This is a genomic window from Proteus sp. TSJ240517 (genome assembly GCF_047921575.1).
Lineage (GTDB): Bacteria > Pseudomonadota > Gammaproteobacteria > Enterobacterales > Enterobacteriaceae > Proteus.
The window spans coordinates 145013-168189 of sequence record NZ_JBLRMH010000003.1; the positions used below are offsets into that span (position 1 = coordinate 145013).

Annotated in this window: 22 protein-coding genes and 1 riboswitch; of the genes, 13 read left to right on the top strand and 9 right to left on the bottom strand. The window is 38.8% G+C overall.

Going from position 1 to position 23177, the window contains the following annotated elements; translation table 11 throughout:
* Positions 1-80 precede the first annotated feature (80 nt).
* From bioB to ACNARN_RS07010, 6 genes are all read left to right on the top strand, one after another.
* Positions 81-1118 carry a biotin synthase BioB gene (bioB, locus tag ACNARN_RS06985; RefSeq protein ID WP_416304278.1) on the top strand — a complete coding sequence of 346 codons (1038 nt, stop codon included), beginning with the start codon at positions 81-83 and terminating at the stop codon, positions 1116-1118.
* Positions 1118-2281, top strand: coding sequence for an 8-amino-7-oxononanoate synthase (gene bioF, locus ACNARN_RS06990; protein WP_198620434.1), 1164 nt, complete (start codon positions 1118-1120; stop codon positions 2279-2281). The genes bioB and bioF overlap by 1 nt, the downstream gene beginning before the upstream one ends.
* Positions 2256-3020: a malonyl-ACP O-methyltransferase BioC gene (bioC, locus tag ACNARN_RS06995; RefSeq protein WP_198620435.1), complete on the top strand. Its 765-nt coding sequence runs from the start codon at positions 2256-2258 to the stop codon at positions 3018-3020. Before bioF ends, bioC begins: the two co-directional genes overlap by 26 nt.
* Entirely contained in the window at positions 3013-3696 is a 684-nt protein-coding gene (gene bioD / locus ACNARN_RS07000; protein WP_416304279.1) for a dethiobiotin synthase, read from the top strand. Before bioC ends, bioD begins: the two co-directional genes overlap by 8 nt.
* A gap of 470 nt (positions 3697-4166) precedes the next feature.
* Positions 4167-6176, top strand: a complete 2010-nt coding sequence (gene uvrB, locus ACNARN_RS07005; RefSeq protein WP_198626133.1) for an excinuclease ABC subunit UvrB — start codon at positions 4167-4169, stop codon at positions 6174-6176.
* A 188-nt stretch (positions 6177-6364) separates the two neighbouring features.
* Entirely contained in the window at positions 6365-7315 is a 951-nt protein-coding gene (locus tag ACNARN_RS07010; RefSeq protein ID WP_416304280.1) for a DUF1266 domain-containing protein, read from the top strand.
* A gap of 104 nt (positions 7316-7419) precedes the next feature.
* Here the strand turns inward: ACNARN_RS07010 and yvcK are convergent, their stop codons facing one another.
* A complete protein-coding gene (yvcK, locus tag ACNARN_RS07015; protein WP_416304281.1) occupies positions 7420-8358 on the bottom strand; it encodes a uridine diphosphate-N-acetylglucosamine-binding protein YvcK in 939 nt (312 codons plus the stop codon).
* A gap of 279 nt (positions 8359-8637) precedes the next feature.
* Positions 8638-8780: riboswitch (molybdenum cofactor riboswitch) on the top strand.
* On the opposite strand from yvcK, the gene moaA reads away from it, so the two are divergent.
* The 5 genes from moaA (at position 8770) to ACNARN_RS07040 (ending at position 11879) form a co-directional block, all read left to right on the top strand.
* Positions 8770-9750 carry a GTP 3',8-cyclase MoaA gene (moaA, locus tag ACNARN_RS07020; protein WP_088493379.1) on the top strand — a complete coding sequence of 327 codons (981 nt, stop codon included), beginning with the start codon at positions 8770-8772 and terminating at the stop codon, positions 9748-9750. (Overlaps the previous riboswitch by 11 nt.)
* A 39-nt stretch (positions 9751-9789) precedes the next feature.
* Positions 9790-10269 carry a cyclic pyranopterin monophosphate synthase MoaC gene (moaC, locus tag ACNARN_RS07025; protein ID WP_023581221.1) on the top strand — a complete coding sequence of 160 codons (480 nt, stop codon included), beginning with the start codon at positions 9790-9792 and terminating at the stop codon, positions 10267-10269.
* Positions 10266-10511: a molybdopterin synthase sulfur carrier subunit gene (gene moaD / locus ACNARN_RS07030; protein WP_109373984.1), complete on the top strand. Its 246-nt coding sequence runs from the start codon at positions 10266-10268 to the stop codon at positions 10509-10511. Before moaC ends, moaD begins: the two co-directional genes overlap by 4 nt.
* Position 10512: 1 nt before the next feature.
* Complete coding sequence (moaE, locus tag ACNARN_RS07035) at positions 10513-10974, top strand: molybdopterin synthase catalytic subunit MoaE (protein ID WP_416304282.1); 462 nt, start codon at positions 10513-10515, stop codon at positions 10972-10974.
* Positions 10975-11168: 194 nt separating this feature from the next.
* Positions 11169-11879 (top strand): Bax inhibitor-1 family protein, encoded by a 711-nt coding sequence (locus tag ACNARN_RS07040; RefSeq protein ID WP_109373985.1) that lies wholly within the window; start codon positions 11169-11171, stop codon positions 11877-11879.
* A gap of 138 nt (positions 11880-12017) precedes the next feature.
* Here ACNARN_RS07040 and ACNARN_RS07045 read toward each other — a convergent pair whose 3' ends face one another.
* From ACNARN_RS07045 to cecR, 8 genes are all read right to left on the bottom strand, one after another.
* Positions 12018-12458, bottom strand: a complete 441-nt coding sequence (locus ACNARN_RS07045) for a glyoxalase (protein WP_416304283.1) — start codon at positions 12456-12458, stop codon at positions 12018-12020.
* A gap of 16 nt (positions 12459-12474) precedes the next feature.
* Positions 12475-13110: a retron system putative HNH endonuclease gene (locus tag ACNARN_RS07050; protein WP_416304284.1), complete on the bottom strand. Its 636-nt coding sequence runs from the start codon at positions 13108-13110 to the stop codon at positions 12475-12477.
* Positions 13085-14515: an AAA family ATPase gene (locus tag ACNARN_RS07055; protein ID WP_416304285.1), complete on the bottom strand. Its 1431-nt coding sequence runs from the start codon at positions 14513-14515 to the stop codon at positions 13085-13087. The genes ACNARN_RS07050 and ACNARN_RS07055 overlap by 26 nt, the downstream gene beginning before the upstream one ends.
* A 65-nt stretch (positions 14516-14580) precedes the next feature.
* Positions 14581-15690, bottom strand: a complete 1110-nt coding sequence (locus ACNARN_RS07060) for an ABC transporter permease (protein ID WP_198620442.1) — start codon at positions 15688-15690, stop codon at positions 14581-14583.
* Between the two features lie 13 nt (positions 15691-15703).
* Positions 15704-16855, bottom strand: a complete 1152-nt coding sequence (locus ACNARN_RS07065) for an ABC transporter permease (protein WP_109373988.1) — start codon at positions 16853-16855, stop codon at positions 15704-15706.
* Complete coding sequence (locus ACNARN_RS07070; RefSeq protein ID WP_196564399.1) at positions 16848-18617, bottom strand: ATP-binding cassette domain-containing protein; 1770 nt, start codon at positions 18615-18617, stop codon at positions 16848-16850. Before ACNARN_RS07070 ends, ACNARN_RS07065 begins: the two co-directional genes overlap by 8 nt.
* Before the next feature lie 13 nt (positions 18618-18630).
* Positions 18631-19617 (bottom strand): secretion protein HlyD, encoded by a 987-nt coding sequence (gene hlyD / locus ACNARN_RS07075; RefSeq protein WP_198620443.1) that lies wholly within the window; start codon positions 19615-19617, stop codon positions 18631-18633.
* Positions 19618-19628: 11 nt separating this feature from the next.
* On the bottom strand, positions 19629-20327 hold the full coding sequence (cecR, locus tag ACNARN_RS07080; RefSeq protein ID WP_198620444.1) for a transcriptional regulator CecR: 699 nt from the start codon (positions 20325-20327) through the stop codon (positions 19629-19631).
* Positions 20328-20700: 373 nt separating this feature from the next.
* Here cecR and rhlE point away from each other — a divergent pair, with 373 nt between their 5' ends.
* Both rhlE and dusC read left to right on the top strand, forming a co-directional pair.
* Complete coding sequence (gene rhlE / locus ACNARN_RS07085) at positions 20701-22116, top strand: ATP-dependent RNA helicase RhlE (RefSeq protein ID WP_196534301.1); 1416 nt, start codon at positions 20701-20703, stop codon at positions 22114-22116.
* A gap of 9 nt (positions 22117-22125) precedes the next feature.
* The gene (gene dusC / locus ACNARN_RS07090; RefSeq protein ID WP_198620445.1) at positions 22126-23058 is read left to right on the top strand and encodes a tRNA dihydrouridine(16) synthase DusC; all 933 of its coding nucleotides are present in this window, start codon (positions 22126-22128) and stop codon (positions 23056-23058) included.
* Positions 23059-23177: the final 119 nt, after the last annotated feature.

Consider the following 23177-nt stretch of genomic DNA (forward strand, 5'->3'; position numbering starts at 1 on the left):
AACCAATGGTGGTTAATTTTAGTTGACATGATAACCCTATTATTTAAACTGGCAATCACTTTTAAAAAGGAGATTGTATTGTGAGCGCACTAAAACGTTGGACATTAAAAGAAGCCAGAGCATTGTTTGATATGCCATTTTTAGATTTGGTTTTTCAAGCACAACAAGTTCATCGTCAACATTTTGACCCTTCACAAATTCAAGTGAGCACTTTGCTTTCTATTAAAACAGGGGCTTGTCCTGAAGATTGTAAGTATTGTGCCCAAAGCGCGCGGTATAAAACGGGATTAGAAAAAGAGCGCTTAATGGAAGTACAGCAAGTGATTGAATCTGCGAAAAAAGCAAAAGCGGCAGGTTCAACACGTTTTTGTATGGGCGCGGCATGGAAAAATCCGCATGAGCGCGATATGCCTTACCTTGAGCAAATGGTAAAAGAAGTTAAAGCGCTGGGTATGGAAACCTGCATGACACTCGGCAAATTAGATGATTCACAAGCTAACCGATTAGCAGATGCAGGACTGGACTTTTATAACCACAACCTTGATACCTCACCTGAATTTTACGGCAGTATCGTGACAACACGTACCTATCAAGACCGTTTAGATACGCTTGATAAAGTGCGTAATGCGGGTATTAAAGTGTGTTCTGGCGGAATTTTAGGGTTAGGCGAGGAAGTTAAAGATCGCGCTGCAATGCTGGTGCAATTAGCCAATTTGCCACAGCCTCCTGAAAGTGTACCTATTAATATGCTTGCCAAAATAAAAGGGACACCACTTGCAGATAATGAGGATATCGATCCTTTTGATTTTATTCGTACTATCGCCGTTGCTCGTATCATGATGCCGCGTTCTTATGTGCGTCTTTCTGCTGGGCGAGAGCAAATGAGTGAACAGACACAAGCATTTTGCTTTATGGCTGGGGCTAACTCTATTTTCTACGGTTGCAAATTATTAACGACAACCAATCCGACTGAAGATAAAGATCACCAATTATTCCGCAAGTTAGGCCTAAATCCAGAGCGGTTAGCGGTATCAATGGGCGATAATCAGCAAGAAGAAGCGCTAATGCACGCTGTTGCCAATAAAGACACTGAACAATTTTATAACGCGGCACTGTAATGAGCTGGCAAAACTATTTAGATGAAAAACTTAATGTGCGTAGAAATACGCCATTATGGCGAAAACGCCAAGTGATAAATCATTCTAATGGGCGCTTTCTAACCACGATATCAGGCGAAAAGTATCTTAATTTTTCAGGCAATGATTATTTAGGTATTAGCCAGCATGCCGATGTGATTAACGCGTGGCAACAAGGTGCGAATGAATATGGTGTGGGGAGTGGCGGTTCAGGACATATCACTGGTTTTACACAAGCTCATGCGCAGTTAGAACAACATTTAGCGGATTGGTTAGGTTACGATAATGCGCTGTTATTTTCATCTGGTTACAGTGCCAATCAAGGCGTTATTTCGGCATTACTTGAAAAAGAAGATATCATTATTGCTGATAAACTTTGCCATGCTTCATTAATGGAAGCAGCCACATTATCACCCGCCACGTTGTGGCGCTTTTTGCATAATTCGCCAGATTCTTTATCTCAACGACTCAATAAAACGTCTGCTAATAAAATCCTAGTGGTGACAGAAGGGGTATTTAGCATGGATGGCGATCAAGCGCCATTAAGAGAAACTGCATTAATAAGCCAAAAGCACCATGCTTGGTTAATGGTCGATGATGCGCATGGTATAGGTGTTTTAGGTAAACAAGGTCGAGGCAGTTGTGATGAAGCGGCTATTAAACCTGAATTATTGGTCGTAACTTTTGGTAAAGCTTTTGGTGTGAGTGGGGCGGCTGTGCTTTGCAACAAGCCAACTGCTGAATTTTTTGAACAATATGCTCGCCATCTCATTTACAGTACCTCAATGCCACCGGCACAAGCTGTGGCTTTAAATTCCGCACTGAATGTGATTAAGCAAGCTGATAGTGAGCGGGAATATCTTCAACAATTAATTTATACCTTTCGCCAAGGTGTGGCTTCGCTCCCTATTAAATTATTGCCTTCGCAAACCGCTATTCAGCCAGTAATTATTGGTGATGAACAATTGTGCCAAACACTTTCAGATTATCTGCAATCTAAAGGGCTTTGGATAAAAGCAATCTTTCCACCTACCGTACCTCCTCAAAGTGCACGTTTACGAATAACGTTAACGACTCGCCATCACCTTTCAGATATTAAGCTGTTAATCGAGACGCTTCATGCTTTCTTCAGTCAAAACAGATAAACAACGTATAGCTCAAACATTTGGTAAAGCTGCGATTCATTATGATAATCACGCCAATATTCAGCGCTATAGCGGCAATAAATTAATGGATTTAACACGTCATGATAGTGGCAATATTGTGTTAGATGCAGGATGTGGAACGGGATATTTCAGTCAAAAATGGAAGCAACAAGGCAAGTTTGTTATTGCGCTTGATTTATCACATTCAATGTTACAAGTGGCAAAACAGCAACAGCGAGCCCATGGCTATCTACAAAGTGATATAGAGCACTGTGCGATTACGCCACAAAGTGTGGATATTGTTTTTAGCAATTTAGCGATGCAATGGTGTGATGATTTATCTGTTGCCGTTAAAACGTTAATGAACACCGTAAATGTGAAAGGAGCACTTTATTTTTCAACACTTGCCACGTCGACATTACAAGAAGTCAGAGACGCTTGGCAATCGCTTGATAATCATGAACATGTTAATCCCTTTTTATCCCCTCAAGATATCGAGAACGCCTGTGCTGGTTTCCATTGCCAATTTTCTACCGAAATTGTCACAGAACAATATGATTCATTACATGCGCTCTTTGCTTCTTTGAAGGGCGTTGGTGCCAATTTTGTGCAAGGTGATCGCCAAAAAGGCTTGATGACACGACAAAAACTCCATGCATTAGAAAATGTGTGGAAAACAGACTCAGGAAAATATTTACTCACTTATCAAATTGTTATAGGAAAAATATCACATGGCTAAAATATGGTTTTTAACAGGCACAGATACAGAAGTGGGTAAAACTGTAGTAAGCAGTGCTCTATTACAATGTGCTGCGCACCAAGGGTATCGAACCGTGGGCTATAAACCTGTAGCATCAGGAAGTGAGTGGTTGAATGAAGGTTTACGTAACTCGGATGCGTTAACATTGCAAAAATTCAGCACAGTAAAATTAAATTATCACCGCGTTAACCCTTATTGCTTTGAAACGCCGACATCGCCGCATATTGTCAGCCAAGAAATGAATCAGCCTATTGATTTTGATGTGATGTCAGAAGGCTTGTCTTACTTAAAGCAGCAAGCTGATTGGGTTTTAGTTGAAGGTGCTGGTGGTTGGTTTACTCCACTGTCAGAAAATCAATTTTTCTCTGATTGGGCTATCAATGAAAATCTACCTGTTATTTTGACTGTAGGTGTTAAATTGGGTTGCATTAATCATGCGTTATTAACGCAACAAGCAATTATTCAGTCTGGTTTAACATTGGCGGGTTGGGTTGCAAATGAAGTTGAACCTGCGGGACGATATCAGAAAGGATATTTGGCAACATTAAAACAGCATATTAAAGCACCATTCTTAGGCAAAATACCCTATTTAAATGAAGTAAAAGAGCATAATTTTACTCCTTACCTTGATCTTTCTTGTTTAAAACTAAGTTGATAGACCGTTATTAAGTAAATTATAAAAGTCTATTTTTTATACCAATAAAAAAATAAAAAAAATAAATTTCGTCAATTTTGAGGGATATTTTAAGGTGGAAAAAAAGACGTAACCTACCGAGAGATAACAACTTTGTGTAGTTATCCACTATTCCTGTGGATAACCTTGTGTATTACCATTATAAAAATACTCTAAATAGAGAGAACACAAGGCATTGCTAAAGATTGGCGTTATTCTCAACTTTTATTTTTAATTCTTATATATCAATTAATTAAATAAAATCAATAGAGAGAGTGGTGTTGGTGTGTCTCTTTGAATAATTCATAAAAAAGGGGGTTGCTTTTTGGAAAAATCCCAGTTCCAAAATTGGGGATAACTTATGCTAATTATTCAGACAAATTTTATCAGATAGAGATTGAAGCTGGATTTTTATCCAGTATTATAGGGAGGGTCAGCGAGGAGAAGAAAATATGAGCAAAGATTTCAAACTGCATTCTGAATTTAAACCAGGTGGTGATCAACCTGCCGCTATTGCCTCACTCTGTGAAGGATTAGATGATGGTCTTGCTCATCAAACTCTTTTAGGGGTAACAGGTTCAGGTAAAACTTTTACGATTGCCAATGTGATCGCCAATCTAAATCGTCCGACTATGGTGTTAGCGCCAAATAAAACATTGGCGGCACAGCTTTATAGTGAGATGAAAGAATTCTTCCCTGAAAATGCAGTGGAATACTTTGTTTCTTATTATGATTATTATCAGCCAGAAGCGTATGTTCCAAGCTCTGATACCTTTATTGAAAAAGATGCTTCTGTTAACGAACATATCGAGCAAATGCGCTTATCTGCTACTAAAGCCTTGCTAGAACGTAAAGACGTCATTGTGGTGTCATCCGTGTCAGCCATTTATGGTTTAGGTGATCCCGATAGCTATTTAAAAATGATGCTTCACCTGACTAACGGCATGATAATCGACCAGCGTGCCATTTTACGCCGTTTAGCTGACTTACAATATACTCGTAATGATCAAGCCTTTCAGCGGGGGACATTTCGTGTCCGTGGTGAAGTGATTGATATCTTCCCTGCTGAATCTGACGATTATGCATTACGTGTTGAGCTATTTGATGAAGAAGTTGAACGCCTTTCACTGTTTGACCCTTTAACGGGGCAAATTCACTACAATGTGCCTCGTTTTACTGTTTATCCTAAAACGCACTATGTCACACCTCGTGAACGTATTCTTGAAGCGATGGAAGAGATCAAAAAAGAACTCGCAGATAGACGCAAAGTACTTTTAGCTAACGATAAACTTGTTGAAGAGCAACGGGTGACACAGCGTACTCAATTTGATCTCGAAATGATGAATGAGTTGGGATATTGCTCCGGTATCGAAAACTATTCACGCTATTTATCAGGTAGAGGCCCCGGTGAGCCACCACCAACGCTATTTGATTATCTTCCTGCTAACGGTTTACTCGTAATTGATGAATCACACGTTACTATTCCTCAAATTGGTGGAATGTATAAAGGCGACCGTTCCCGTAAAGAAACCTTAGTTGAATATGGCTTCCGTTTACCTTCTGCGCTTGATAACCGTCCATTACGTTTTGAAGAGTTTGAGGCGTTAGCACCACAAACGATTTATGTTTCAGCAACACCGGGTAAATATGAACTTGAAAAATCGGGTGATGAAATTGTTGAGCAAGTTGTAAGACCAACAGGTTTACTTGATCCGATTGTTGAAGTGCGGCCTGTGGCAACACAAGTCGATGATTTACTCTCTGAAATTCGTATTCGTGCAGCGAAAAACGAACGTGTATTAGTAACAACACTGACAAAACGGATGGCAGAAGATTTAACGGAATATCTTGAAGAGCATGGTGAACGTGTTCGCTATTTGCACTCTGATATTGATACGGTTGAGCGTGTCGAAATCATTCGTGATTTGCGCTTAGGTGAGTTTGATGTATTAGTGGGTATCAACTTACTTCGAGAAGGTTTGGATATGCCAGAGGTCTCTTTGGTGGCGATCTTAGATGCTGATAAAGAAGGCTTCTTACGTTCAGAGCGTTCATTGATTCAGACAATTGGTCGTGCGGCTCGTAATCTTGAAGGTAAAGCGATTTTATATGGCGATAAAATTACCGATTCAATGGCGAGAGCGATAAGCGAAACTGAACGTCGTCGTGAGAAACAACAACAGTTTAACCTTGAGCACGGCATTGTGCCTAAAGGATTAAATAAGAAAGTTGGTGATATTCTCAAGATTGGTCAGCCTTCTCAGGGACGTAATAAGAAAGGGCACAAAGCAACAGATATCCATGAAAATTATCCGTTGTTATCAACGGCTGAATTGGAAAAAGAGATCCAACGTTTAGAAGCCGAAATGTATCAATATGCAAAAGATCTTGAATTTGAGAAAGCGGCGAGTACTCGTGATAAGTTGCAAGCGTTACGAGCTCAATTTATTGCTAACTCTTAATTAGATAAATTAAGTTCACAAACTAATAAAGGGATATCCGTATTTTTACAGGGATTATCCCTTTTTATCTTCTATCTTCCATTTTTTGCCTTGTTTGATATTCCCTTAATGGCGTTCAACTGTTTAAATACCACCACAAACAAAGCGTCAATTATTTACAAAGATAAAAAAGACATTAAGGATAGTGAATGAGTGGTTATGTTTATGCAGGGTTTCCCAGCTCTGCTGGGGTAATTCTTGGTGTTATTCTTCTTATTATGCTTTTTAAATGGCTACGCAAATTTGCTGTACAAGATAGTGAGTTGCAAAAAACATCAACAGCGGGGCAGGAGCCCATTTTATCTGAAGCAGAAAATACGTCAGGTCAGTTGTTACCCAATGAATGGGGTTTATATGTTGCAGCACCTTATGCCGCAATGAATGAGTGGGCATATAACGAATATGATAAAGGTAAAGATGATGGTGGATTATCAGCAGGTTGGGGAATTAACGACCGTTGGGATTTAGTCTATCAACTATTTTGGTTGCTCACTCAAGGTCACACCAATGATTTTTATCAGCTACGTGACCAAATTTTGGATGGTAAAGAAGACGATGTTCAGTCATTAAAAAATGATATTTTACTTTCTGAGTTAACTGAACACGATAAAAATGAGCGTTTATGGCAAATCGATATGATGAGCACAAATCGCATGAATATCCAAAATGTGAAATACCTTATTTGGGATCTCTGTCGTTTTAACAAGCTCTGTTTAGAAGGTTGCCAACAAGGTTATATTACTCAACAAGAAGCCCAAACATGGTCATTAATGAGCGCATCAATGTTGCGTCGGATTTATGATGGTTGGGAAGATATGTGGAGAAATTTTATTGCTGCTCGTTGGTTTTGGGCAAGTGGCGATCAAGATTGGGTATCTTCTCATCAAGCTTTTACGGATGTTATACAAAATATTCTGAATGCGGAAGATACGTTGGCAACAGAAGAGAATTGGGTCATGGAGTTGCCTCCATTAGATTTAATGTCGTTTTCTCGTACTGTGGCGGGTCTTGGTTTGATGAAAAATGATGTACCAATGACGCTCGACGAAATTGAAGAAGCGATTAGTCAGCGTATTACATTAAAGCAGCTTAATAGCTAATAACACGTTGAAAACCAATAGTGATATTGTGTTTTTGTCGACAAAAAACCGCACTTGCTGTTTATTGCAAATGCGGTTTTTTTATGAAAGTAGGTAATTAAATACTATTTAACGGTCTGAGGTGATGCATTACGTTGCCCTAATTGTTGCAACGTTAACTCAATAGCTTTGCCTAATAGATGACGGTCGTGACGATAAGGAATATCTTTGGCTTCCAATTGAGCTTGCACAATTAATCGACCTTTCATCGATTCATATTGTGTTTCAGGGCTAATAATCACGGCATCTATGGTTTGCAAACCAATATAATTCTCCATCATGGCGATTTTATCAGACATCGTCATACTGGCAGCCGCAGGGCTTAGTTCTTTGCCTAAATTACCAATATAAATGGTTGTTGCACTGCTACGGCGTAATGCTTGTGCAAGTTCTGGTAGTAATAATAAAGGCATTAAACTGGTAAAAAAGCTACCGGGACCAATTAAGATCAAATCTGCTTGTTCAATCGCTTCAATGGCTTCTCGTGTAGTCGGTACTTTAGGGTAGAGATCAAGCTTTTGGGGGATCTTTGGTAAAATATCAACATTGACCTCACCATAAATCTCATTTCCTTGGTCATCTATCGCTATAAGGTCAACGGCTTGTTCAGACATAGGAATAAGGTGAGCATTCACTCTTAATAATCCGCGGATAAGATTAATGGCTTCTAAAGGTCGAACACTTAAGTTATCAAGTGCTTTAAGCATTAGATTACCTAAATTATGTCCTGCCAGTTCGCCTGTACCAGAAAAACGGTATTCAAACATTGCAGAAGCAACGGAAGGCTCAGTAATTAACTGATTAATACAATTGCGCATATCGCCCCACGCAATGCCACCTTCTTCTTGGCGAATACGGCCAGTAGAACCGCCATTGTCTGTTGTTGTAACAATACCAGTGAGACGAGAGCCTAAGTAGGAGAGTGCTGAAAGCACACGTCCAAGGCCATGACCACCACCAAGGGCAACAACACGATCTAAATCACTTAGCGTGCGATTTCGCATATTTGTTCTACTCATCTTTAAAAATTTGCCGCTAATTTATCACAATTAAATTTTAAGCCTATGATCACGACGTGATTTCATCACATTCCTAGTTTAATTTTACTTTTGATAGCCTAATATTTAATCAATGAAAGTGTTTTTACTTATGTTATTAAAGTGATTAAAGTGTCGTAAGTCGTTGTATTATAAATTATATAGCGAAAACATTATTCGCTTTTTGAAAGATTAGCAGGTAGAATCCACAATAAATATATAGGTATTAGAAACCTGTGAAAAACAGGTAAAGATTAACTCCTAGCCTTAACGTCTAAGTCATGTGTTTACAAGATATGATGTTCTGGCCGTGACGAAACAAGTCACCAGGGTGCAAGGTAGAAATGCCCGCATCTCCCGATTTGGAAAGGTGTTACTATGCAACAACTCGTTGATGCGTTTTCCCGCAAATTTTTCTATTTACGTCTTTCAATTACAGACGTGTGTAATTTTCGTTGTACTTATTGCCTACCTAATGGTTATAAGCCTAACGGTCATAAATCATTTCTTTCGTTAGATGAAATCAGCAGACTGACACAATCTTTTGCCGCGTTAGGGACAGAAAAAATTCGCCTAACTGGTGGTGAGCCTACAATGCGTCGTGATTTTACTGATATTATCGCAACCATTAAAGACAATGCGGCTATCAAAAAAATTGCAGTTACAACAAATGGTTATCGATTATCTCGTGATGTCGCTCAATGGCGTGATGCCGGTTTAAGTGCAATTAATGTGAGTGTTGATAGCCTCGATCCTCGTCAATTCCATGCTATTACAGGGCAAGATAAATTTAGCCAAGTGATGGAAGGTATTGATGCTGCATTTACCGCAGGTTTCGAAAAAGTCAAAGTCAACGTTGTGTTGATGCGCAATGTAAATGATAAAAACCTCCCTGATTTTCTAAATTGGATCAAAGATAGACCCATTCAGCTGCGCTTTATTGAATTAATGGAAACTGGTGACGGTAGTGATATATTCAACCGCTTTCATTTATCTGGTGAAGTTATTCGCCAGCGTTTACTCAATGAAGGTTGGTTACAAATTCCTCGCGCTCGTAGTGACGGGCCTGCTCAAGTATTTACCCATCCTGATTATCAAGGTGAAATCGGTCTTATTATGCCTTATGAAAAAGACTTTTGCCTAACCTGTAACCGTTTACGTGTTTCGGCCATTGGTAATCTCCATCTTTGCTTATTTGGTGAAAATGGTATTCCTTTACGCGATCTGCTTGCTGATGATAGTCAACAAGAAGCATTACAACAGCGTATCCAGGGTGGTCTTCTTCATAAACGAGAAACCCATTTTCTTCATCAAGGCGATAGCGGTATTACACCGAACTTATCTGTGATTGGTGGATAGTTTTTCGCTCTGTTATTTCGTTAATTTCAGGAGTTGTGCATGTCTCAACTAACTCATATTAATGCTGCCGGTGAAGCTCACATGGTGGATGTTAGCGCTAAAGCTGAAACAGTGCGAGAAGCGCGTGCTGAAGCCTTTGTTGAAATGTCAGCAGAAACATTAAGCATGATCACCGAAGGCAAACATCATAAAGGTGATGTATTTGCGACCGCAAGAATTGCAGGTATTCAAGCAGCAAAAAGAACATGGGAGTTAATCCCATTATGTCATCCGCTGTTATTAACTAAAGTTGAAGTGCGTTTAGAAGCACTCACAGGATCCAACCGCGTACGTATTGAATCTGTTTGCCGTTTAACGGGTAAAACAGGGGTTGAGATGGAAGCATTAACTGCGGCATCGGTAGCTGCGTTGACGATTTATGATATGTGCAAAGCTGTTCAAAAAGATATGGTGATAGGACCTGTACGTTTATTAGAAAAAACAGGTGGTAAATCAGGTCACTTTAAGGTGGAAGCATGATTAAGGTTCTCTTCTTTGCTCAAGTCCGTGAATTAGTGGGTGTTGATTCGCTTGAATTAGATTGTAAATACCACACAGTAGATGATTTACGTAAGGCATTAATTACTAAAGGTGAACGTTGGTCACTCGCATTAGAAGATGGCAAGTTACTCTCTGCGGTAAACCAATCCTTTGTTCAAGGTTCTCACGTTATTAATGATGGTGATGAAATCGCTTTTTTCCCACCTGTTACAGGAGGATAAGATGAGCGCATCAACTCGTATTTCAGTACAAACCGAAAGTTTTAGTGTTGGTGATGAATACCAATGGCTTTCAGAGTGTGACAGCGATGGTGCTGTTGTGACATTTACGGGTAAAGTTCGTAATCATAATCTCGGTGATGAAGTAAGTACGCTCACGCTTGAACACTATCCAGGAATGACTGAAAAAGCACTAACAGATATTGTGAATGAAGCTCGCTCTCGTTGGCCTTTACAGCGTGTAAGTGTTATTCACCGCGTTGGAACTTTGCATATTGGTGAAGAGATAGTGTTTGTCGGTGTCACCAGTTCTCATCGCAATAGTGCATTTGAATCTGCTGAATTTATTATGGATTTCTTAAAAACACGTGCACCATTTTGGAAAAAAGAAGGGCTTTCTGAAAACAACGACAGATGGGTTGATGCACGCCAAAGTGATTATGACTCGGCTGAGCGCTGGGAATAAATCATCACACTGAATTAAACGCTACATTACTTTACTTAAATTTATTTTATGGTGACATTTCATACAGTTTAATTCGTGGAAATGTAAAATCAGTGTGATAAAATTAAATTCTAATGAGTCCATAATGGACTTTTTACTGAAATAAACGTTATTGTTAAACCTAACGTTATCACTATGATTAAAGGGTAATCATCATGGATCGATTTTCACGTTCAAATGATTCAATCGTACAGCGCACAGGTTCTGGCCTACAAACCTTTATGGCTCAGGTTTATGGTTGGATGACTGTAGGTCTGTTACTCACTGCGTTTGTTGCACTCTACGTTGCATCAAGCGAAGCATTATTATCAATGATTTTTTCTAGCAAGGTCGTCTTTTTTGGTCTGATCATTGCTCAATTAGGGTTAGTTTTCGTGTTATCTGGTATGGTTCATAAAATGAGTGGCGCAATGGCAACCTCATTGTTTATGCTCTATTCCGTGCTAACTGGTGTGACTATCTCAAGCGTATTACTGGTTTATACCGCATCTTCAATTGCTAGCACTTTCTTTATTTGTGCTGCGATGTTTGGTGCATTAAGTGTTTACGGTTACACGACTAAGCGTAGCTTAACGGGTATGGGTAGCTTCCTGTTTATGGGGCTTATCGGTATCATTATTGCTTCTATCGTGAATATCTTTATGCAAAGCTCAATGATGAGCATGGTTATCTCTTATGCTGGTGTGTTGATTTTCGCAGGTTTAACTGCTTACGACACACAAAAATTAAAAGATATGGGGAATGAAATTAACCAAGAAGATAAAGAAAATATGCGCCGTTACTCAATTATGGGGGCATTAACGCTTTATTTAGATTTCATCAACTTGTTCTTAATGTTACTGCGTATTTTAGGCGACCGTCGTTAATTTTAACGGTATCTACGGATAAACGTAGTTTAAAAACAGCATAAAAAATAAATCCCATAACTTTTATAAGTTGTGGGATTTTTTTGTGCATTTATTAAGAGAATTTTTCTGTCGCACATAATTGAAATAGAATGAAGTTTAATTATCTCGTAACCAAGGTGTAATAGTTAAACCTACTAAAGCTCCTTCAGGGCTTAATAACCGTGTGACAGTTTGTCCCCAAGGTTCAATTCGATTATCAACAAGCAGTTGATAGCCTTTTTGTTTTAAAGTTTGAGTGGCGGTATTAATATCTTCTACTTCAAATTCAACCCAATATTGTGGTATTGACAGATCATTTGGCCAAACATCATTACCAAAGCAAGATATAGCGGCTTGCTCTAAAGGCCACAGTGCAAAATGTTTAACACCTTTTAATTCACCTTCTGATGTTGATAAATAATCACTATTATCTTCCATTGGTTTTAAAGGCAAATTAAGCGCATCTTTATAAAAAAGCTGGCTTTGTGCATTATTACGAGTAATAGGACCAAAACCGGCAACAAAGAGAATGTTTATACCAGAAATAGCAGGAGTCATAATATTACCCTTATTGTTAAGTTAACCACTGTTTCAATATATTAATAATAATAGGTGAAAAGCTTTCTAGTTTTCCATCATCATTAGGTTTTGCTAGTTCTATGATTAAATCATTAAGTAAATCATCATCTTCTAGTCCTTCATTAGGATCAATTCCATTAATAAATAAGATTTGTTCAATAGCGTGTTTTCTTTTACTGATTAATAAGTTATTGGGAAAAGTGCTAGAGCCTAAATTCAATATTTCAATTGCCTTTTCAGCACGGGATGTTACACCATTAACTCTACCACTAATTGAAAACTGTAATTCAGTCTCACACTCATCCATAAGTGGAGTAAGGGGAAGTGCGTGATGTTGATGAGAATCGCCGCATTGTTTCTTAGCATTGCAACTGGCGATAAGATTAGAGAACTCAAGCGTTTTATTTTGTGCTAATTGTTGAGGTTCGATATGTTCATTGTGGCAGTCATGAATTGATTTTATTTGCTGACAACAATGGCCACATAAATAGAACTGCTCTTCTAGTAATACTTCTCTTATTTCTGTTCGAATTTCTGGGGTTAAATCAGCGTATTTTTTATATTTATTTTGCCTTTTCCATTGAGTTAAACTTGTGGGTTCATAATCATTTCTTTTGCTGATTTTTCTCAAGTTGAACTTCCTTTTTCTTTAGCAATAATCGTGCTTTAACTAGCTCAATATTATTTGTTGAAACATCTTGTTCTAATTCAGCTAATAAATCTTTTGCTGTTGCAATATCGGCATTTTGAATCGCATCAAGAATATCGCCGATTTGGCTTTGCACTTTTTGATTGATAAAGTCAGTATCCATAATTTCTGACAGTACGCTATTGATATCTTGCCCATAAAGTGAAGAGACTTTTTCAACCTGACCTTTTTCAATGCTGTAAACAAGAATATCTTTGTGATCACTGATCAATAATGGTGAGTGTGTCGTTAATACAAATTGGCAGTTAGGAAAGGTTTTATCCAATAAAGCGATTAATCGTCGTTGCCATTGAGGGTGTAAGTGGATGTCAGGCTCATCAATTAAAATAATGCCTTTGCCCTTTAAGGGATTACCCAAAGTTGGATTTAAAATTGTTAAACGGCGTGCGATATCACCAACCATAGCAAGTAATGATTTTTCGCCATAAGAGAGTTGTTCAATAGAAAAGTGAGTACCGTCTTTCACTACTTTCATGGAAAGATCAGGTGTGCGCTCAATATAGATATTTTCAATCGTAGAACTGTCATCAGATAAGAAAATTTTAATGGCTTCACGTACAGCAGTTAATGCTTTATCTTGCAATTTCTTTTGCTCAGCTAACATACTTTGGTAAATTTCACTATTTACATCAGTATGTTTTTCTAACAATTTCATAATGCTTGTGTGAGGAGCCGTTTCATTTTCGATATCTTCACGGTAACGAAACCAAGCAAAGAAATCGGCATAATCTGTTTTAACTTCTAGAGCATCTTTATACGCGGATAAAATATCAAATTGACGGTTATTACTGGGCTGAATTGCGTTGTTGATTGTTGTGTCATAAGTATGGCGAGTTGCGCCATAATAAGCTGTGATGGGAAAATTTAATTCAATTTTTTCTTTTGATCGTAATGCATGGCGATATGAAGCAGAAAAATGATCTAATTGATTATCGCTAGCATAAGAAGAAAGTTTATTATTATCTGTTAAATAGCGCGCTGTTGTTAAATCAAAATCTAAAGTATTTGTATCTATATTTGAAGAGTGATTAATCAAAGTAATATTTGTTTTTTCTTTTTTATTAAAAGAAATTGTGGCGACTTCAGATAAAAGATTAATTTTAGCTTTAGTAATTAATTTCCCTTCCGCATTTTTATCTTCCAGCTTCGCTACAAACCAACTTAAACCTGTTGCAATCGCATCTAAAATACTGGTTTTCCCTGAACCATTATTACCAATAAATACAGTAATATTTGAGCCATTCTCGTTGCCATCTTTTGTGGCTAACGTGATGTCAGCATCAGTAAAAACACCATAATTTTCAAGTCGTAGTTTGCTGATTTGCATATTGCACGCCTATTGATTTTTTCTTTGGTATCAGTCTATTAGAGTTAGTTATCAAAGTACAGATTTTAAGCTATCTTCCTTTGGAAAAGATAATAGGCAATGCTACCTGTTCCTACAGCAATCACCAATAAAGGCCATAAACTGTGCCATATAACAGTGATGTCGGCATTTTTAAGGTAAATCTGTTTTGTGATATCGGTGAAATGGCGAATTGGGTTTATCCATGTGGCATGTTGTAGCCAAACGGGCATGTTTTCTACGGGGGAAATATAGCCAGATAATAAAACAGCGGGCATCATAAACACAAAGACACCAATAAAAGCCTGTTGCTGTGTCGAGCTTAATGCGGATATTAGCAAACCAAAACCCACCAGCGATAAGCCATAAATCAGCATGGTAAAGTAAAACAGCAATAATGAGCCAGAAAAGGGAATTTGATAACCAAATATACCAATAATTAACACGATAGTGCCTTGAATGGCAGCAACGACCATTGCTGGAACGGCTTTACCGACAAAGATTTGCCATGTTGAGAGAGGCGAAACTAACAGTTGATCTAACGTGCCTTGTTCGCGCTCTCTAGCAACAGAAAGTGAAGTCACAATCATGACGCCAATGGTAATAATTAATGCGACTAAAGAGGGCACAATAAACCATTTGTAATTTAAATTCGGGTTATACCAATTACGAACAACAAGTTCTGTTTTATTCAGTAAAGAAGGTGTATTGCCTGCTAATTCAGTTTGATAGTTTTGTACGATTTGCTGTACATAATTAGCGGCAATTTGCGCACTATTAGAATTTCGACCATCTAGGATTATTTGTAATTTAACAGGAACATGGCTTTCTAAATCGGCGCTAAAATTCTGTGGAAAACGAACTAATAAAAGCGCTTTACGATTATCAATAGCCTCTTTTATTTCATGTTCATTTTTAAGCAAAAGAGTTTGAGAGAATGCACTTGCTTTGGCGATACGCTGGGTTAACTCAATAGATTGTTTACCATTATCTTCATCAAAAATGGCAATAGAGGCATTGGTAACATCTAATGTTGCGGCAAATGGAAATAAGATCATCTGAAAGATAACTGGCATTATTAAGATAATGCGAGTTTGAGGCTCTTGTAATAATGACTGTAACTCTTTCATTATCAGGGTGAGAAGACGATAAAACATAAATACTCTCCCTTTAATCTAATCGACGTCGTGTTGCTAACGCCGTTAAGCCAATAAAGAATATGGCAGAAACGATCAACAACCACATATCTAACATTAATATCAATGGAATATCGCCAGCTAAAAATAGTGTTTGCAAACTACTCACAAAATAACGCGCAGGAATAAAATAGGTCACTACTTGAATAAAAAATGGCATGCTATCAATTTCAAAAACAAAGCCTGATAACATAATTGCAGGCAAAAATGCAGCATTTAACGAAATCATCGCGGCATTAAATTGATTACGCGTTAGTGTGGAAATAAGTAATCCCATACCTAAAGCAGTAGCTAAAAAGAGCGACGTAATGCCACCTAAAATCCACAATGATCCCCGATAGGGCACACCAAGCACAAATACAGTGACTACCATACATAGCACCATGACAAAACTCCCTAACACTTGGTAAGGAATAAGTTTTGAGAGAAGAAGCTCAGTACGTGTAATTTGAGTGGAAAGTAAGGCTTCCATAGTGCCTCTTTCCCATTCACGAGCAATCACTAACGAGGTAAGAATAGCCCCCACTACCGTAATAATAATGGTGACGGCACCTGGAATAATATAGTGCTGACTAATTGCGGCAGGGTTAAACCAATAGCGAGGTTCGATTTCAATTAATGGCGTCGTATCAATACCTTTACTGATAGCTTGTTGTTGTAACCAAATTTGCCAAACCCCTTTTGTGTAAGCTTGTACAAAGTTTGCCGTATTAGGTTCACTGCCATCGGTGATCACTTGAATGGGGGCTTTAGTATCTTGGCGAGCAAGTAATTCAGCAAAATTAACAGGAATAACCACAATGCCGCGGATTTGCCCCGCCTGCATTTTATCGATTAATAATTGTCGATTATCGCTAATAGTTGCATTGATATAGGGTGAATTCGTGAAGGTGTAAACAAGCTCTTGTGCTGGTTGGCTTTGTTGATTAGTTAAAATGCCAATATTTAATTTGCTTGAGTCTAAATTAATGCCATACCCAAAAATAAACAGCAAAGTAAGTGGGATAACAATAGCAATTAGGGCACTGCTGGGATCACGAGTAATTTGCTTTGTTTCTTTTAAACACAGTGCGTATAAACGTCGCCAAGAAAAGCGGGCATGAGATGATTGAGCTGAATTATGCATGTTTTTCGCTCCCTTTATCATTTTCACTTTCAAGTTTTTTATCGTAATCCAGCACTAAACCAATAAAGGCATCTTCCATTGAAGGGGTTGGATTATCTTTGCTGGCAACCATTTTTTTCAGAGAATCAGGCTCGCCAGCTGCAATGATTTTGCCTCGATAAACCAAACCAATGCGATCGCAATACTCTGCTTCATCCATAAAGTGAGTGGTAACCATCACGGTCACTCCTTTATCCACCATGCCATTAATATGTAGCCAAAACTCTCTTCGCGTTAATGGGTCAACACCTGATGTAGGCTCATCTAAAAAGAGAATATCAGGCTCGTGCATTAATGAGCACGCAAGGGCAAGGCGTTGTTTATAACCTAAAGGTAAGGTTTCAGTGATTTGATTCACCATCGGCTGTAAACCAAAGGCAGTTATCATATCGTTGATTTTATCGCGTTGTTGTTTGCCATGTAAGCCATAAACACCTGAGAAGAATTTCAAGTTTTGTCCCACTTTAAGGTTGCCATAAAGTGAGAATTTTTGTGCCATATAACCTAAATGTTGACGCGCTTTTCCAGAGCTCTCTTTCAAGTCCATACCTAGCACAAGGGCTTTACCGCTGGTGGGGACTAATAAACCACACATCATTTTAAAGGTTGTCGATTTACCTGCACCGTTAGGGCCTAATAAACCGAAAATTTCACCACGTTTAACTTGGAAATCGACATGATCAGTCGCTGCAAATTGACCAAACATTTTGGTTAACTGTTGCGCTTCAATCACGGTTTCATTAGGTGCGGGAGGGATCTGAGGCATAATTTCAGCTAATTCAGATTTATGAGAAGGACCGCCTCCTAATAAATCTATAAAAGCATCTTCAAAGCGAGGTGTAGCAGGAATAAGCTTCGTATCAGATTTACCCAAAGCGCTTAGTAATTCAGTTTGATTACTCTGTTTTTTCAGGATCAAACGAACGGATTGCCCTTGAATAACGCCATCCGTAACTTGAGGTTGAATAATGGCCTGTTGTAACACTTTTCTACGCTGATGACCTTCAACATTAAGTAGAAAAGAGCGACCTGCCATTTTTGCTGTTAAATCTTGAGGAATACCACTATAAAGTAGCTCTCCTTTGTTAAGTAAGAGAATGTTTTTACATTGCTCTGCTTCATCAAGATAAGAGGTACTCCATAGTATCAACATGCCATCGCTGGCCAAAGCATGCACCATTTGCCAAAGCTCACGGCGTGCAATGGGATCGACACCCACGCCTGGCTCGTCAAGAAGCAGAACTTTAGGACTACCTAATAAAGTACAAGCCAGCCCAAGCTTTTGTTTCATGCCTCCAGACAGATTACCTGCAAGGCGAGATGTAAAGCGAGTGAGATCAGTAAATGTCAGTAGTTGTTGATAAACTTTTTTACGCTCTTCACCCACGACATTTTTTAAATCGGCATAAAGATTGAGGTTTTCTAATACTGTTAAATCTTCATACAGACCAAATTTTTGTGGCATATAGCCAAGAATAGCTCTGACATCGACACTCTGTTTTTGCGGATCCATTCCTAAAATACGAATATCACCAGCATCAGGCTTTAATAAGCCTGCAAGCATACGAATTAAGGTTGTTTTGCCTGCGCCATCAGGGCCAACTAAACCCGTCACAGAGCCACCTGTAATGGTGGCTGTTAATGACGAAACAGCGGGGCTTTCCAGTCCTGTAAAGTGTTTTTCAACACCGAGAAGTTCGATAGTGTAATCAGCGAGTCCCATTTTTCCCCCACACTTAATGAGAGGAAGCAAATTTTAAGGTGACAGGCATACCTTGGCGTAATGCGTCATCAGCATCCGTCACAACTACTCTGAGGCGATATACTAAATCGGTTCTTAACTCCGGTGTTTCAACACTTTTTGGGGTAAATTCGGCTGTTGGTGAAACAAATCCAATCGTACCGTGATAAGGTTTATCTTTACGTCCATCGGTGTATAGATAAACTTCTCGATTAGGAACAGCTTCGCTTAAGTGAGTTTCACTGATATAAGCTCTGACCCAAACAGGGTTAGTTAATGACACCGTAAATACAGGGCTTCCAGCCGATAATATTGTACCAGGTTCCACCGCTCGAGTTAGCACAGTACCTTGTGATGGAGAGATTAGTTGCGTGTCTTGGAGGTTTAATTCAGCTTGTGCAACAGCGGCTTTAGCTTGCATAACTTGTCCTTTCGCCGCATCAATGTCTTCTTTTCGATAACCATTTTGATACTGATTGAGCTTATCTTGTGCCGCTTTTAAGGCAGCCGCCGCTTGATTGCGATTATTTCTTGCGCTATCTAAATCATTGGCTGAGATGACTTTTCGGTTAGCAAGATCTTGCTGACGTTTATAAAAGTTTTCTGCGTATTGCCAAGCGGCTTGCTTTAATGACACATCAGATTGAGCTTGCGCGATTTCTTCAGTGCGATATCCCGCTTCCATTAAGGCTAATGCGGCGATAGCACTATCTCGTTCGCCATATGCTTTGTTAAGCGCATTACGATAAGGTGCATCGTCGAGCTGACCTAATAATTGTCCTTTTTCAACGGGCGCACCCTCATCAACATGCAATGTATCTAATTTTCCAGCAACACGAAAACTAAGATTGACTGTACGGATATCGACATTGCCATAGAGTACTAATTCAGACTCTTTGTTTTCTTCGTAATAATAGATACCTGCAACAATACTGATAATAATCATTAAGATGATAAAGAAACTGATTTTTTTAGTTTTCATAATAACTCTATTTATGCGTGATGAGTGTTAGTGTAAATCTCTCTTAATCCATTGAGTAATAAAGTAATATGAGTTTTTAACGTGTTGGAGATAATCTGATACTCATTCTTACCAATTCTATCCCATCCCGTTTGTCTTAGAATGGTTTCCCTTACTAAGCGAAATGATAACACTTCTCCTAATATAGCGTGAGTATGTAGCATTGTTGCAGGAAGTGTTTCATCTAAACCGATATAAATAGCTAATAACTTGTTTACTCGCCTTAAAAGTGGCGATAACGCTTGCTGGTGGATAAGAGAATACGCTTCGGTAGGGACAAGCTGTTCCCTTGCCATAATGCGACTAAGATGAATATTTTCTTTATCAAGCACAAGACGAGCATATTGTAAAAAACTATCTGTAATAAGCGTTTGCAGTAATGGGAGGTGTTCTACTGGGTTAGGCCGTTCAAGAAATTCGTCAAGAATGACCACGGTCGGTTCAAAATCAAGGCGAATAAGATCAGCAATATGTTGTGCAACGGCGAGATATAGCCCTTCTTTGGAACCAAAATAATAAGCGATAGCGGCAATATTTTGTTGAGCAGCTTGTGCAATTTGGCGTGTTGTGGCGGCATCTGGCCCATTTTTACCAAAGATCTCACATGCCGCTTCCAATAATTGTCGTTTTGCTAGTTCACCGCGTGTTGTCTTCTGGTGGATGTCTGACATGATAGAAGATACCTTACTTAAGTAAAATGTAACAAAACCAATGATATTAAAAACAGCGATAACAAGGCGTATTATATTAGATGATATTGAACAATAGGGAAAATTTGTGATAAATAATCGAATAAAGCTGATGTGTAATAAAAAAAGTGTAATCTATTATTGAAAATTATTTTTGTATTCTGAATATAGCAAAAACTGTTAGAATAGGTGTTATTAGGTTAACCTAACAAGATTCATTCTCTTTCATCACTGTCTATACCTAGAAATGATAGTACCTATAGAGTAATAATGCCTATAGATTGACAGTATGAAAGCCCGTCATTTTTAATTTCAATCACCGTGTTATACGTTCTGGTTGTAGGAGACTACTGTTTTGACCGATTTTACATCGCTTGGTTTAAGTGAGGCGCTTCTCCGCGCTATTGATGAACAAGGGTATAAAACCCCAACCCCTATTCAACAGCAGGCGATTGAGCCGATTTTGGCGGGTAAAGACGTATTAGCGAGTGCGCAAACAGGCACAGGTAAAACAGCAGCTTTTACATTACCAATACTGGAAAAGTTATCTCAATCAGCAGTAAAAACAAAAGGTCGTCAACCAGTTAAAGCGCTGATTTTGACACCAACGCGCGAGCTTGCGGCTCAAATTGCTGAAAACGTAAAAGCGTATAGCCGTTATATTCCTATTCGCTCGTTAGTCGTTTTTGGTGGTGTGAGCATTAATCCACAAATGATGAAGTTACGTGGTGGTGTTGATGTACTGATTGCAACTCCTGGACGTTTACTCGATCTTGAACATCAAAATGCGGTTGACCTTTCTCGCGTTGAAGTTTTAGTGCTTGATGAAGCTGATCGTATGTTAGACATGGGTTTTATCCACGATATTCGCCGTGTGATCAATAAATTACCGAAAAAACGTCAAAACTTACTGTTTTCAGCGACGTTCTCTAAAGAGATCACGGGGCTTGCTAATTCACTATTAAATAACCCTGTGAGTATTTCAGTTGCGCCAAAAAACTCGGCTGCTGAATCTGTTGATCAATATGTTCATTTAGTGGATAAAAAACGTAAAACAGAGTTGTTATCACACTTAATTGGCTTAGAAAATTGGCCACAAGTGCTTATTTTTACACGTACTAAACACGGGGCGAATAAGCTTGCTGAACATTTAAATGCCGATGGTATTAAATCAGCTGCTATTCATGGCAATAAAAGCCAAGGTGCGAGAACGCGTGCTTTAGCTGACTTTAAAGACGGCAAATTAAAAGCGTTAGTAGCAACAGATATTGCGGCTCGAGGTCTTGATATCGACCAACTGCCTTATGTGGTCAATTTTGAATTACCGCAAGTGGCAGAAGATTATGTTCACCGTATTGGTAGAACGGGTCGTGCTGCTGCAACGGGTAAGGCTATTTCACTTGTTTGTGTTGATGAACATGGTTTATTAGCTGATATTGAACGTCTATTAAAACGCGAAATTCCACGTTTAGCATTAGAAGGTTACGATCCTGATCCTTCAATTAAAGCGGCTCCTTTACATAAAAAACCAAAGAATAATGCACCGCGTAGAAGTGGTGGTCGTGCAGATATTCGCGGTAAAGATAATCGCAACAATAGTCGTAAAGAGGGCGATAGCGAAGGTAAAGAGTCTGGACGTAATAAAAGCAAAGAAAACTACCGTAATAAAGATGGCTCTCGTACCGGAAAATTAGGGCCTCGCCGTTCACGTAAAAGTGATGAAGGTAGTGATAATCAAAGCCCTTGGTCAAAAGCTAGAAAAGAGTTTTGAGGTTAAAAAGTGCGAGTTCTATTAGCGCCAATGGAGGGGGTTTTAGACCCCCTTGTGAGAGAATTACTCACTTCGATTAACGATTACGATCTCTGTATTACAGAGTTTGTACGAGTTGTAGACTCATTACTGCCAACGAAAGCGTTTTATCGCTTATGCCCTGAATTGCAGACAGAAAGCCGTACTAAAAGTGGAACTCTGGTGCGAGTGCAATTATTAGGACAACATCCACAGTGGTTGGCTGAAAATGCTTTTAGAGCTGTTTCTTTAGGCTCTTGGGGCGTTGATTTAAACTGCGGTTGCCCTTCAAAAACGGTTAATGGCAGTGGTGGTGGAGCTTCACTTTTAAAACAGCCAGAAACGATTTATCAAGCCACAAAAGCGATGCGTGATGCTGTACCTTTAGAATTGCCAGTATCAGTTAAAGTGAGACTAGGCTGGGATTCTTCAGCGTATAGCCATGAAATTGCAGATGCCGTGGCACAAGGTGGTGCAACAGAAATCACTGTTCATGGCAGAACAAAAGAAGATGGTTATAGCGCGGAAAAAATCAATTGGCAGGCCATTGGTGAGATCCGCCAAAGACTCTCTATTCCTGTGATTGCTAATGGTGAAATTTGGAACCGTGAAGACGCATTAGCCTGCTTAGCCACAACAGGTTGCGATGCGATAATGATTGGTCGTGGTGCAATGAATACCCCTAACTTAAGCCGAGTTGTAAAAGGCATAGAAGCTAGAATGCCATGGTCAGAGGTTATCCAACTATTAAAGCGCTATGTTCGTTTAGAAAAGCGCGGTGATACGACGATTTATCATGCATCACGTATTAAGCAGTGGTTTAGCTATTTACGCAAAGAGTATCCAGAAGCCGATGAGTTATTTAGGCAAATTCGAACACTAAAAACCTCGCCAGAAATCGCTGTAGCAATAGAAGCGTTGTAATTTAAAAATCATCTCATTTGATAAAAAAATAGTGCTAATTAATAAGCGCTATTTTTTTGTTTGTTAAGTCATAATCTTTCTGTTTATCTTAAATATAATGTTACTTATCTCCAATAATT